Source organism: Parabacteroides johnsonii DSM 18315 (assembly GCF_025151045.1).
Taxonomy (GTDB): Bacteria; Bacteroidota; Bacteroidia; order Bacteroidales; family Tannerellaceae; genus Parabacteroides; species Parabacteroides johnsonii.
In genome coordinates, this window is record NZ_CP102285.1 from 725597 (window position 1) to 740130 (window position 14534).

Genomic DNA, 14534 nt, shown 5'->3' on the forward strand with positions numbered 1-14534 from the left:
ATTAACTAATCAGTATGACAGATTTAAGTAAAAACATTCAGGCCCTCAGGGAAAAGAAAGCCGTCGTTGAGATGGGTGGAGGCGAAGCTGCTATCGAAAAGCAGATCGCGATGGGTAAATTGACTGCCCGTGATCGTATTCTATCCTTGTTGGACAAGAATTCTTTCCACGAATATGACCTGTTCGTGAAGCACGATGGTCGTGATTTCGGTATGGATAAGAAGGATTTACCAGGTGATGGTGTTGTTACAGGTACAGGTACGATCTTCGGTGCTCCGGTTTGTATCTATGCACAGGACTTTACGGTTGCCGGTGGTTCGCTGGGTTTGCAGCATGCACGTAAGATCACGAAGATCATGGATCATGCTCTGAAAATGAAATGTCCGATTATAGGTATCAACGACTCGGGCGGTGCACGTATCCAAGAAGGTGTAGGTGCATTGGCGGGTTATGGTGAAATATTCTATCGCAATACAATTGCTTCCGGTGTTATTCCTCAGATCTCGTTGATCTTGGGACCTTGTGCCGGTGGTGCCGTATATTCTCCGGCTCTGACAGACTTCGTATTTGTAGTAGAGAATATCTCCAAGATGTTTATTACAGGTCCGAATGTGATCAAGACCGTTTTGGGTGAAGATATTTCTATGGAAGACTTGGGTGGTGCACGCGTTCATGCGGAAACAACCGGTAACGCTCATTTCTATGCACAGAGCGAGCAAGAATGTTTCGAACAGGTGAAACGTTTGGTTAGCTTTATCCCTTGGAATAACCAGGAACGTGCGAAAGTGGCAGAGTCGAAGGAACCCGCTGCGGTAATGAACATCGAAGATGTGGTTCCGGCAGATCCGAAGCAGCCGTACGACGTTCGTAACGTGATCAAATGTATTGTGGACGATTCCGATTTCCTGGAAGTACAGGAGTTGTGGGCAGCCAACATCGTGATCGGTTTCGGCCGTATGGGCGGTGAAACTGTCGGTTTCGTTGCTAACCAGCCGATGGTATTGGCAGGTGTGTTGGATTGCGACAGTGCCGATAAGGCAGCACGTTTTATCCGTTTCTGCGATTCTTTCAATATTCCTATTATCACGTTGGAAGATATGCCGGGCTATTTGCCGGGCGTTGACCAGGAACATGCCGGTGTGATCCGTCACGGTGCAAAAGTATTGTATGCTTATTCCGAAGCGACAGTTCCCAAGATCACGGTTATCTTGCGTAAGGCTTATGGTGGCGGTTATATCGCCATGAACTCACGCCACTTAGGTGCGGACTTTATGTTTGCATGGCCGAGTGCGGAAATTGCGGTGATGGGACCGGAAGGAGCTGCCAATATTATCTTCCGCAAGGAGATCATGGAAGCCGAAGACCAGAATGCAATGCGCCAGGAAAAGGTGAAGGAATATATCGAGAAGTTTGCAAATCCTTATGTAGCTGCGTCCAAAGGGTTCATCGATTCTGTTATCGAGCCGAAAGAAACACGTTCATTGTTGCTTCACGCGCTTAAACTTTCTGTATTGAAAGAAGAATACAGACCGGCTAAGAAGCACGGATTGCCTCCGTTCTAATTAACGCCGTAAAAACTTTTGAATATGGAAAAGAAAGAGAAAGATAACGAATATGTGGATTTTGTAGTAACGGCCCGCAAATACAAGACGACGCTGACTGCAAAATATAAGAACCGTAAAATGTGGCATAAGCCCTTTGTCGGTGATGTGATTTCTCATCTTCCCGGAACGATCGTTAAAGTGGAGGTACAGCAAGGGCAGGAAGTCGAAGCCGGCCAGTTGCTTCTGATCCACCAGGCGATGAAGATGTACAACCGGGTGGTAGCTCCCGTTGCCGGAACGATTGTCGAACTGGGTGTAACGGAAGGTGATAAGATCCCAAAGGACCATTTGATGGTTAAGATTCAGCCGAAGTAAATAACTGAGGTAAGTAAATATAGAAAGCTTTCACACTGTTTTGCAGTCCGTGAAAGCTTTTTTTATAGATTGGTTTTAATGGCTAAGATTATTTACTTACTTTTGCGACCGATCAATGTTGAATATTTTTATAATAGATGAAGAAAGCGATTCTTTTATTTATATTCCAGCTGTGTTCGTTAGCCATGTTTGCACAAATTAATACGGATCGTGTGTTGACTATCGGGCGCAACGCCTTGTATTTTGAGGACTATGTTCTTTCGATACAATATTTCAATCAGGTCATCAAATCGAAACCCTGGTTGGCCGAACCGTATTTCTACCGTGCTGTGGCAAAAATCAATTTGGACGATTATAAAGGAGCTGAAGAAGACTGTACACTTTGTCTTGAGCGGAATCCTTTCCTGGTACAGGCATATTACGCACGTGGTATTGCCCGTCAGAGCCAGGAGAAATTTGACGAAGCAATAGAAGACTACAGGAAAGGTTTGGAGTTTAAGGCGGAAGACCGCCAGATGTTGGTGAATATGGCAGTAGCCAATATTCAGAAAAAAGATTTTAAGGAGGCCGAAAAGGTGTTTGATGAACTGATGGTGGCCCATCCCAAATATTCTATGAACTATCTGACGCGTGGTGCGATGTACACCGAGAAAGGCGATACGGTCAAAGCACTTGCCGACTATGATAAGGCGATCAGTATGGACCCCTACTATGCTCCCGCTTATGGCAACCGGGCGATCCTGCATTACCAGATGAACAATATGAAAGACGCGCTTGCCGATCTGAACGAGGCCATTCGTCTGAATACCCGTGAGAGCGGTTATTACATCAATAGAGGTCTGGTCCGGTATCAGTTAAAGGATTTGCGTGGTGCTATGGCTGATTATGATCAGGTGGTCAGCATGGACAGCCACAACCTGATTGCCCGCTTCAACCGAGGATTGCTTCGGGCACAGATCGGGGATAACAACCGGGCTATCGAAGATTTCGACGTTGTGATCGAGATTGAACCGGACAACTATATGGCTTATTATAACCGGGCGTTGTTGCGTTACGAGACGGGAGATTATCAAGGTTCCGTACATGATTTCGATGTCGTGTTGCGTCAGTATCCGAATTTTGTGGCCGGTTATTACAGCCGTGCGGAAGTGAAGCGGAAAATGCATGATGAGGTAGGAGCCGACCGCGACTACTGGACTGCCTATAATATGGAGCAGAAAAAGAAGAACGGGAATGCTTCGGGAAATGCAGTCGCTTCCCAAAATGGCAATAATACCGGTACGCAATCGGCCGATCCGGCATCAAAGGATGAAAATACGCGTGAACAGTCGGATAAGAATATCGATAAGTTCAACCGTCTTGTCGTGTATGATGAAGAAGAGGTACGTAAGACGAAGTATAACAGCGAAATTCGTGGACGCGTGCAGGACCGCAATGTGCGTGTGGATCTGGAACCGATGTTTGTCCTGACGTATTACGAAAAAGTCGATCCGGTAAAGAAGCTGGTTTATTATGATAAGATGGTGGAAGCTTACAATTCCCGTCTGGTACTGGAACGTAAGCTGCGTATCACAAATGAAGAAGCCGCCCTTACGGAAGACCAGGTTGCCGTACATTTTGCATCTATCGATAATTTTTCGGCCCGTATAGTGAAGAATCCGAACGATGTGGATGCCTATTTCGGACGGGCTTTGGATTTTATGCTTGTACAGGACTTTACCGAAGCGATTAAGGATTATACAAAGGTGATCGAATTGAATCCGGATTTTGCTATGGCTTATTTTAACCGGGCTGTTGTCCGGTATAAGCAACTTGACTATAATATGTCGCAGGCTGCCAGCTCACAAGACGATTTTTCTGCTATGAGCATGAACCTTAAGATGGGTAAGAATCCGACGGTTGTCCGTACTCCGGCAACATCTGATCCGGCTTCCGCATCCTTGAAAGACAATAAGCGGGCTTACGAGCATGAAATGATTACGAGGGATTATGACATGGTGATCAAATTGAATCCGGGCTTCGTATATGCTTATTTCAATCGTGGAAACCTGCGTTGTGCGCAACGCGACTTCCGTGCAGCCATCCAGGATTACAGCGAAGCGATCCAGCGTGATCCGGAATTTGCCGAGGCTTATTTCAATCGTGGCTTGGCACGCCTTTCGCAGGGAGATGCCAATCGGGGAATCGCCGATTTGAGCAAAGCCGGAGAGCTGGGTATCATCAATGCCTACAGTATTATCAAGCGTATGACAAGTAATTAAAGGAATAGTTCTCCTGGTTAGGGCTATTTTTATATGAAAAAGGATATTGCAGAACTTTTTACCTAAAAGTTCTGTTTAACAAAAAAAGAATGCTAAATTTGCATCCTAATTAATTTTTAGGAATTTATAGTGAACAGATTATGATAAAGATTACATTTCCGGATAATTCCGTAAAAGAATATGCCGAAGGAACGACCGCTATGCAGATTGCGGAAAGCATCAGTTCCCGTCTGGCACAGGAAGTTCTGGCTGCGAGCGTGAATGGTGAGATTTGGGACTTGACCCGTCCGATCAACCAGGATGCCGCCATCAAACTTTTCAAGTGGGAAGACGAGGAAGGTAAACATGCATTCTGGCACTCCAGTGCTCACTTGATGGCTGAAGCTTTGCAGGAATTATATCCCGGCATTAAGTTCGGTATCGGACCGGCTATTGAAAACGGATTCTACTATGATGTGGATCCGGGTGACGCAGTTATCAAAGAAGGTGATTTTCCTGCTATCGAAGCAAAAATGCTCGAACTGGTAGCGAAGAAAGAGGAAATCAAACGCCAGGATATTTCGAAGGCTGATGCTATGAAAATGTTCGGTGACAGAGGCGAAGTGTATAAAACAGAACTTATCAGCGAATTGGAAGATGGTAAGATTACAACCTATACGCAGGGTTCGTTTACCGACCTGTGTCGTGGTCCGCACTTGCCGAATACTTCTTATTTGAAGGCTGTTAAAATAATGAGTGTTGCCGGTGCTTACTGGCGTGGTGACGAAAAGCGTAAACAGTTGGTTCGTCTGTATGGTATTACTTTCCCGAAGAAAAAGATGCTGGACGAATATCTGGCATTGATGGAAGAAGCCAAGAAACGCGACCATCGTAAGATAGGTAAAGAGCTGGAACTGTTTACATTCTCGACAGCAGTGGGAGCAGGGCTTCCGTTGTGGTTGCCGCGTGGCACGCAGTTGCGTCTGAAACTGGAAGATTTCTTGAAACGTATCCAGAAGAAATACGGCTACCAGCAAGTGATGACTCCGCATATCGGTGGCAAGCAGTTGTATGTGACTTCCGGCCACTACGCTAAATACGGTAAGGACTCATTCCAGCCGATCCATACTCCACAGGAGGGCGAAGAGTTCTTATTGAAGCCGATGAACTGTCCTCACCACTGTGAAATATTCAAATCGTTCCCGCGTTCATACAAGGACCTGCCTCTGCGTTTCGCGGAGTTCGGAACCGTGTATCGTTATGAACAAAGCGGCGAGTTGCACGGTTTGACAAGGGTACGTGGCTTTACGCAGGATGATGCTCACCTGTTCTGTCGCCCCGATCAACTGAAAGACGAGTTTTTGAAGGTGATGGATATTATCTTTATTATCTTTAAGGCTTTGGATTTTGAAAACTTTGAAGCACAGATTTCTCTGCGTGACAAGGTGAACCGGGATAAATACATCGGTTCGGAAGAAAACTGGGAGAAAGCCGAAAGTGCTATTATCGAAGCTTGCCAGGAAAAAGGCCTGAAAGCCAAGATCGAATATGGCGAAGCTGCTTTCTATGGTCCTAAATTGGACTTTATGGTGAAGGATGCCATCGGTCGCCGTTGGCAGTTAGGTACGATCCAGGTTGACTACAACCTTCCGGAACGTTTCGAGCTGGAATATACGGGCGAAGACAATAAGAAACATCGTCCTGTTATGATCCACCGTGCACCGTTCGGTTCTATGGAACGTTTCGTTGCCGTGCTGATCGAACATACGGGTGGTAAGTTCCCGCTGTGGCTGACTCCGGATCAAGTATCGATCCTGCCGATCAGCGAGAAGTTCAACGATTATGCTTATGAGGTAAAACGTCAGCTCGAAGCTGAAGATCTGAGTGTTCTGGTTGATGACCGTAATGAGAAAATCGGACGTAAGATTCGCGATACAGAATTGAAACGTATCCCTTATATGCTCATTGTTGGAGAGAAGGAAGCAGAAAATAATGAAGTTTCTGTAAGAAAACAGGGCGAAGGTGATAAAGGTTCGATGAAAATTGCTACCTTTGCAGCGCTTTTGAAAGGTGAGATAGAGGAACAGATGAATCACTGGAAGAAAGATAATAATTAATTAACTAATAACGAGGAGAATAAATCTTTTTGAATGAAGAATGACAGTCTGAAAGAACAGTATAGAATCAACGAACGTATTCGTGTTCGTGAAGTTCGTTTAGTAGGTGATAACGTAGAACAGGGAGTTTATCCTACTTCTCAGGCATTAAAGATGGCTGAAGATCAGGGGCTCGATCTGGTTGAAATTTCACCGAATGCTGCGCCCCCCGTTTGTAGAATTACTGATTATCAGAAATTCCTTTATCAACAGAAGAAGCGCCAGAAGGAACAGAAGGCGAAATCAGTGAAAGTGATCGTGAAGGAGATCCGTTTCGGACCTCAGACAGATGATCATGATTATAACTTTAAGTTGAAACATGCCAAGGGATTTTTGGAAGAAGGAGCAAAAGTAAAAGCATATGTGTTCTTTAAAGGACGTTCCATTCTTTTCAAAGAGCAAGGAGAGGTATTGTTGCTTCGTTTTGCCAATGACTTGGAGGAATACGGAAAGGTAGAACAGTTGCCGGTACTGGAGGGTAAACGTATGATTATCATGCTGACACCGAAGAAAGCCGGAGCTGCCGCCACCCCTAAACCTGCCGTTTCAAAACCGGTAGTGAAAAAGGTGGTCGTGACTCCCAAGCCTAAGACTGAAGAGTCTGAATAATAAAGAAAGAAACCACCCGATAGAGGGTGTAAAGTTTAATAATTAAAATATATTGGAAAATGCCTAAGATGAAGACTAATTCCGGTGCCAAAAAAAGATTCGCTCTTACCGGAACAGGTAAAATCAAAAGAAAACACGCTTTTAAAAGTCACATTCTGACAAAGAAGACTACAAAGCAGAAGAGAAATCTTACTCACACAGGCCTGGTTGCCAGTGTAGACGTGAGCAACGTTAAGCAGTTGCTTGGTTTGAAGTAATCTTTTTTAATTAAGCGAGTTTTACAAGATTTTTATTAACCGAATGTATTTAGCAAAATAAGATCATCCGAGAGTGATGACGCTAACATTCAAAACAGATTAGTATTATGCCTAGATCAGTAAATCATGTTGCTTCAAGAGCAAAAAGAAAACGGATTTTAAAACTTACCCGTGGTTACTATGGTGCACGTAAGAACGTGTGGACCGTTGCTAAGAATACGTGGGAAAAAGGTTTGACTTATGCATTCCGTGACCGTCGTAACAAGAAACGTAACTTCCGTGCATTGTGGATTCAGCGTATCAATGCTGCCGCACGTCTGGAAGGTATGTCTTACTCTCGTCTGATGGGAGCTTTGCATGCAGCAGGTATCGAAATCAACCGTAAAGTTCTTGCCGACCTGGCTATGAACCATCCGGAAGCTTTCAAAGCAATCGTTGCTAAAGTTAAGTAATTGACATTATATAGCAATTGGAAAAAGAGCTCCTAAATGGAGCTCTTTTTTTATGTCAAAAGTTTGGTGGTTTCATTCCTATTACATATCTTTGTGATAAGAAAAATGAGTTAGCCGCACATGTTCGATTGGGAAACTCATCAGTTTATTTTAATTCCGAGACACAGCTCTTGTCGTCAATGGCGGGCCGCACCCTTCGGGGCATGCTTAGCACGGCGGATTACAAAGATGGCAAAGCACTCAAATCCTGTCATACGGAGTTTGTTCATATCTACGGTGCGGCTTTCTTTACATAGGAGGATATGTCAGAACAGGCATATCCTCTTTTTGTGCCTAATAAAGCATAGCTTTTTGTTTGAAATAGGAGCTTGTCTGTTTTTTCTTCGTATATTTACCCTCCAAGAATTAAACACACTAAACTAAATATTTATGTTATTGCCAAAACAATCTCACAATTGTGTAACCGGGCTGGCTGTCGCCTGCTCGTTGCTATTGGTTGCCTGCTCTCCGAAGGAAGCCCAGCAGGTCAATCTTATTCCCAAACCGGAACGGATGACAATGACCGGAGGAACCTTCAGGGTCGATAGTCTTGCTTTATTTGGCGGACGGTCTTCCCAAAGTGTCAAAACTGTGATCGATGATGCTTGGTCCGGTAGCCCGGAAGGCTATCAGTTGGATGTGACGCCGAAAGGAATTGACCTCCGTGCCGGTTCGTCGGACGGTCTGTTTTATGGAATGCAGACGTTACGCCAACTCTATTCCGGAGGAGAGGTGCCATGTGTTTCGATCCAGGATAATCCTCGTTTTGGGTATCGAGGGTTGCATCTGGATGTTTCCCGTCATTTTTTCTCCAAAGAGGAAGTGATGAAATTGTTGGATGTGATGTCTTTTTACAAGCTGAATACCCTACATATGCATCTGACAGATGCCGGAGGATGGCGTATTGAGATAGACAAATATCCGAAACTTACTTCCGAAACGGCATTTCGTACCGAATCCGATTGGCGGAAGTGGTGGGACGGCCGTGACCGTAAGTATCTGCCGGAAGGAACGCCGGGCGCTTATGGGGGTTACTATACGAAGGAGGATATCCGGGAGATTGTGAAACATGCAGCTTCCAAACATATAAACATAATACCGGAGATCGAATTTCCCGGGCATTCCGAAGAGGTCCTGATGGCTTATCCCGAACTGAGTTGTTCCGGTAAGCCTTACCTGAACGGCGATTTTTGTATCGGCAACGAGCAGTCGTTTGCATTCATGGAAGACGTACTGGCAGAGGTGATCGATCTTTTCCCGTCCGAATATATACATATCGGCGGTGATGAAGCCGGGAAGTCTGCCTGGAAAACGTGTCCGAAGTGTCAGGGGTTGATGAAGAAGAATGGAATGAAGAGCGTGGACGAACTTCAAAGTTACATGATTCACAGGGCTGAAGAGTTTCTGATTTCGAAGGATCGCAAGTTGATCGGCTGGGATGAGATTCTGGAAGGTGGTTTGGCTCCCGAAGCGACCGTTATGTCATGGCGGGGAGAAGACGGTGGAATCAAATCGGCGCGGATGGGGCATGATGTGGTGATGACGCCGGGTAATTATATGTATTTGGATTTCTATCAGGCCGATCCGAAGACACAACCATATGCCATCGGTGGCTATACGCCGATAAAGAAGGTGTATAGCTATGATCCTATCCCAGCAGATTCGTTGACGGCGGAGGAGTGCCGGCATATTTTGGGGGTGCAGGCTAATACCTGGACCGAGTATATTCAGACTCCCGAACATCTGGAGTATATGATGTTCCCGCGTGCCCTTGCTGTAGCTGAGATTGGATGGACGCCGCAAGAGTTACGGACATGGGAAGATTTCAAACCTCGTATGAATGCTCATATCTCTCGATTACAGGGAATGGGGGTTCGCACTTTTACCCTTTCGGACGAATTGGAAGTGACCATGCAGGTCGATACGGCAGGCAGAAAGATAGAAGTTATACTGGATGCTGAGAAATATCCGGCGGAAATTCGCTACACGACGGACGGTTCTGTTCCGGTAGCATCTTCTGTCCTTTACACCGGACCGATAGTCGTACAAGATTCCGCCCATATCAAAGCCGCTATTTTCCGGGCCGGAGTGCTTCAGGGAACACCGACGGAAAAGAAGGTGGATTATCATCGGGCCATCAATAAGCCTATACATTATAATAGTAAGCTCTACGAAGGCTATATGGCCGGAGGGATGAACGCCCTGTTGGATGGTTATCGCGGTGGCTTGACTTATCTGGACGGACGTTGGCAAGGTTATTTGGATAATTTGGATTGTGTGATTGATATGGAAGGGGAGACGGATATCCATAAAGTATCTATCCGTTTCATGCAACTGATCGGTCCGGGTGTGTTCCAGCCAGGACAAGTGGAATTGTTGACTTCGGAAGATGGTGAAAACTTTATTTCCTGCGGAATTGTTCCGACAACGATTCCGTCTGATGATCCGAATCTCCTGTTTCAGGAATATACATTCAATGGAAACTGGAAAGCCCGTTATGTTCGTTTGAAAGCGCCGAGGGCGAATCCCGGTTTTATTTTTGCGGATGAGATTGTCGTATGGTAAATTGAAAAATAAAAAATAAGAAATATGAAAGTATTGTTGTTCTCTTTTCTATTGAGTTGCTGTTCTGCGCTGGTTTTCGCACAACAGCCGGTAGATTATGTGAATCCGTTTATCGGGACAAGCAACTACGGGACGACTAATCCCGGTGCGATTTGCCCCCAGGGAATGATGAGTGTTACCCCCTTCAATGTGATGGGGTCGAAAAGTAATAAATTTGACAAGGATAGCCAGTGGTGGTCCACTCCTTATTCGGCGGATAATAATTTTTTCACAGGCTATGCGCATGTCAACCTAAGTGGTGTCGGCTGTCCGGAGATGGGAAGCTTGTTGCTGATGCCTACTTCCGGAGAACTGAATGTGGATTATCATGAATACGGTAGTGAATATAAGAACGAGGTCGCTCACCCCGGCTATTACAGCAATAGCCTGACGAAATATAATATCAAGACGGAAGCCACTGCCTCCATGCGCACCGGCCTGACACGTTTCACTTTCCCGAAAGGGCAGGGGAATATCCTCTTGAATTTGGGTGAAGGGCTGACGAATGAAACCGGTGCGACCGTCCGTATGGTAAGCGATACGGAAATAGAGGGAAGTAAGTTGCTTGGTACATTTTGTTATAACCCGCAAGCCGTTTTCCCGATCTATTTCGTGATGAAGCTCAGCAAAGCCCCCAAGCAGGCCGGTTATTGGAAGAAGCAACGCGAGATGAAGGGAGTGGAGGCGGAATGGGATGCCTATTCCGGCAAATATAAATTGTATACGAAGTACGACCGTGAGATGAGCGGTGACGACATCGGCGTCTGGTTCAAGTATGATACCGAAGAAAACGAGGTGATCGAAGTAAAAATGGGCGTCTCGTTTGTCAGCATCGAGAATGCCCGCCTGAATATGAACACCGAACAGCCGGATTTCAATTTCGATAAGGTGCGTGCGGCTGCCGGCAGGATGTGGAATGACGATCTGTCGCGTGTGATGGTGGAAGGCGGGACGAACGATGATAAAACGATTTTCTATACTGCCATGTATCACCTGCTGATCCATCCGAATATCATCCAGGACGTGAATGGTGAGTATCCGATGATGGAAAGCTTGAAAGTCGGCCATACGGACGGAAACCGCTATACGGTCTTTTCACTCTGGGATACCTATCGCAATGTGAGTACGCTGATGACGTTGCTTTATCCGGAAAAGCAACTCGACATCATCCGTACCATGATCGACATGTATAAGGAAAGCGGATGGCTCCCGAAGTGGGAACTGTTCGGACGCGAGACGCTGACGATGGAAGGTGATCCGTCTATTCCTTATATAGTAGATGCTTATATGCGTGGTTTGCGAGATTACGATATTGAGACTGCTTACGAAGGCATGCGCAAGGGCGCTACTACCCCCGGCGAGTTCAACCTGCTCCGCCCGGACAATAACGATTATATGAGCAAAGGCTACGTTCCCTTGCGCGAACAGTATGATAATTCGGTTTCGCATGCTTTGGAATATTATATCGCCGACTGGAATTTATCGTTGTTGGCGGATGCTTTGGGAAAGAAGGAAGACGCCAAGCTGTTCCGGGAACGAGCTATGGGATATAAGCATTACTATTGCAAGGAGTTCGGTACGCTTCGTCCCATCTTGCCCGACGGCACGTTCTATTCTCCTTTCGATCCGAAGCAGGGGGAGAACTTTGAACCGAGTCCCGGTTTCCATGAAGGAAATGCCTGGAATTACACGTTCTATGTCCCTCACGATATCAAAGGCCTTGCCAAACTGATGGGCGGACAGAAAAAGTTTGTCGATAAATTGCAGATGGTCTTCGACAAAGGATACTACGATATGGCAAACGAGCCGGATATCGCCTATCCGTACCTCTTCAGCTATTTCAAGGGGGAAGCTTGGCGTACGCAGAAATTGGTTCGTGAATTGTTGGGTAAATATTATCATAATGCTCCGAACGGACTTCCTGGTAACGACGATACGGGTACGATGTCTACCTGGGCAATCTTCTCAATGATGGGATTCTATCCGGCCTGTCCCGGTGATCTGGATTATGTTCTGACTTCCCCTACTTTCAACAAGGTGACGATCCGGCTGGATGAGAAGTTCTATCCGAAAGGCAGTCTGGTGATCGAATCCGGACACCGGACACCGGATGATATTTATATTAAGGAGGTGACGGTCGATGGCAAGAAGCTGAAAGGCTATACGGTCTCGCAACAGGAACTGGTGAACGCCGGGACGTTGCGGTTCACATTGGATAGTAAACATTAATAGGATACCAGATAAGAAGTGTTCCCTGCCGATGAAATTTTAGTTTCATAGGCAGGGAACTTTTGTTTCATGCAAGGAAAACTTTTGTTCCATACTAATGAAACTCTTTTTCCCTTAAAATATTTCGGTACGGCAATCCGGTTTTTCGGTGGATTTGGTAATAACGTCCTTATATATTATTATCTTTGCAGCCATAGTTTGAAAATAATAGTTTAATCCATATTATATGTATAGAACAAGAACATGTGGCGACCTGCGTCTCGCTGACGAAGGCTTGGTGATTACGCTGGCCGGCTGGGTACAGAAAACCCGTAAGATGGGTGGTATGACGTTTGTGGATATCCGCGACCGTTACGGTATTACGCAATTGGTGTTTAACCAGGAAGTTGATGCTGCTCTTTGTGAGAAAGCAAATAAACTGGGACGCGAATATGTTATTCAGGTAACGGGAACCGTTCGCGAACGTTCCAGCAAAAATCCGAATATTCCTACCGGCGAGATCGAAATCATCGTTTCAAACCTGAATATCCTGAATGCTGCTGTGACTCCTCCTTTCACGATTGAAGACGATACGGACGGCGGTGACGACCTGCGTATGAAATACCGTTATCTGGATCTGCGTCGCAACGCCGTCCGCAAGAACTTGGAACTGCGTCATCGTATGGCTTTCGAGGTTCGTAACTATCTGGATAAGCAGGGGTTCCTGGAAGTGGAAACTCCAGTGCTGGTAAACTCTACGCCTGAAGGGGCACGTGACTTTGTCGTACCTTCCCGCATGAATCCTGGACAGTTCTACGCATTGCCGCAGTCACCGCAGACGTTGAAGCAGTTGCTGATGGTTTCCGGCTTCGACCGTTATTTCCAGATCGTAAAGTGCTTCCGGGACGAAGACTTGCGTGCAGACCGTCAGCCTGAATTTACACAGATCGACTGTGAAATGAGTTTTGTGGAACAGGAAGATGTGTTGAATATTTTCGAAGGAATGGCCAAGCATCTGTTCAAGGTGATTCGTGGCGTTGATATAAAAGAGGCGTTTCCGCGTATCAGTTGGCATGACGCCATGAAATATTACGGAAGCGACAAGCCGGATCTGCGTTTCGATATGAAGTTCGTCGAACTGATGGATATCATGAAGGGACATGGTTTCTCCGTATTCGATAACGCTGCTTATGTCGGCGGTATCTGTGCGGAAGGGGCGGCTTCTTATACGCGTAAGCAACTGGATGCGCTGACCGAATTTGTAAAGCGTCCGCAGATCGGTGCAAAGGGCATGGTGTATGCCCGTGTGGAAGCCGACGGCAATGTGAAGTCGAGCGTAGACAAATTCTATACACAGGAAGTTTTGCAGCAGATGAAAGAAGCCTTCGGTGCAAAACCGGGTGACCTGATCCTGATCCTTTCCGGTGACGACGCAATGAAGACTCGTAAACAACTTTGCGAATTACGTCTGGAAGTGGCCGGTCAGTTAGGCTTGCGTGACAAGAATAAGTTTGCTTGTCTGTGGGTGATCGATTTCCCGCTGTTCGAGTGGAGCGAAGAAGATCAGCGTTTCTATGCAATGCACCATCCGTTTACTTCTCCTAAGCCTGAAGATATTCCGTTGCTGGATAGCGATACGGGAGCCGTTCGTGCGAATGCATACGATATGGTGATCAATGGTGTCGAAGTGGGTGGAGGTTCCATCCGTATCCATGACAGCAAGTTACAGGATAAGATGTTCCAGTTGTTGGGCTTTACCGAAGAAAAGGCGCAGGAGCGTTTCGGCTTCTTGATGAATGCCTTCAAATATGGTGCACCTCCTCACGGTGGTCTGGCTTATGGTTTGGACCGTTGGGTATCTTTGTTTGCCGGCTTGGATTCTATCCGTGACTGTATCGCGTTTCCGAAAAACAACTCCGGTCGCGATGTCATGTTGGATGCACCCGGGCAACTGGATGATTCGCAGTTGGAAGAATTATGCCTGAAAGTAGATATTAAGGAATAATATATCAATAGATCAATTTGCCGGTATGCTAATGAATTATTCATT

Annotated in this window: 10 protein-coding genes; all 10 read left to right on the top strand. The window is 46.0% G+C overall.

What is annotated here, in order from left to right; genetic code table 11:
- Window positions 1–14: 14 nt before the first annotated feature.
- The gene (locus NQ564_RS03195; RefSeq protein ID WP_008147311.1) at window positions 15–1562 is read left to right on the top strand and encodes an acyl-CoA carboxylase subunit beta; all 1548 of its coding nucleotides are present in this window, start codon (window positions 15–17) and stop codon (window positions 1560–1562) included.
- Window positions 1563–1586: 24 nt separating this feature from the next.
- The gene (locus tag NQ564_RS03200; protein WP_005635376.1) at window positions 1587–1919 is read left to right on the top strand and encodes an acetyl-CoA carboxylase biotin carboxyl carrier protein subunit; all 333 of its coding nucleotides are present in this window, start codon (window positions 1587–1589) and stop codon (window positions 1917–1919) included.
- Window positions 1920–2056: 137 nt separating this feature from the next.
- Complete coding sequence (locus NQ564_RS03205) at window positions 2057–4180, top strand: tetratricopeptide repeat protein (RefSeq protein WP_008158551.1); 2124 nt, start codon at window positions 2057–2059, stop codon at window positions 4178–4180.
- 140 nt (window positions 4181–4320) lie between these two features.
- Window positions 4321–6276, top strand: a complete 1956-nt coding sequence (gene thrS / locus NQ564_RS03210) for a threonine--tRNA ligase (RefSeq protein WP_008147320.1) — start codon at window positions 4321–4323, stop codon at window positions 6274–6276.
- 33 nt (window positions 6277–6309) lie between these two features.
- Window positions 6310–6924, top strand: a complete 615-nt coding sequence (infC, locus tag NQ564_RS03215; protein ID WP_008147323.1) for a translation initiation factor IF-3 — start codon at window positions 6310–6312, stop codon at window positions 6922–6924.
- A 59-nt stretch (window positions 6925–6983) separates the two neighbouring features.
- On the top strand, window positions 6984–7181 hold the full coding sequence (gene rpmI / locus NQ564_RS03220) for a 50S ribosomal protein L35 (protein ID WP_005635323.1): 198 nt from the start codon (window positions 6984–6986) through the stop codon (window positions 7179–7181).
- A 107-nt stretch (window positions 7182–7288) separates the two neighbouring features.
- Window positions 7289–7633 (top strand): 50S ribosomal protein L20, encoded by a 345-nt coding sequence (gene rplT / locus NQ564_RS03225; protein WP_005635321.1) that lies wholly within the window; start codon window positions 7289–7291, stop codon window positions 7631–7633.
- Window positions 7634–8062: 429 nt separating this feature from the next.
- On the top strand, window positions 8063–10237 hold the full coding sequence (locus NQ564_RS03230; RefSeq protein ID WP_008147331.1) for a glycoside hydrolase family 20 protein: 2175 nt from the start codon (window positions 8063–8065) through the stop codon (window positions 10235–10237).
- A 24-nt stretch (window positions 10238–10261) separates the two neighbouring features.
- Window positions 10262–12505, top strand: a complete 2244-nt coding sequence (locus NQ564_RS03235) for a GH92 family glycosyl hydrolase (RefSeq protein ID WP_008147333.1) — start codon at window positions 10262–10264, stop codon at window positions 12503–12505.
- A gap of 226 nt (window positions 12506–12731) precedes the next feature.
- Complete coding sequence (aspS, locus tag NQ564_RS03240) at window positions 12732–14489, top strand: aspartate--tRNA ligase (protein ID WP_008147337.1); 1758 nt, start codon at window positions 12732–12734, stop codon at window positions 14487–14489.
- The last annotated feature ends 45 nt before the right edge of the window (window positions 14490–14534 follow it).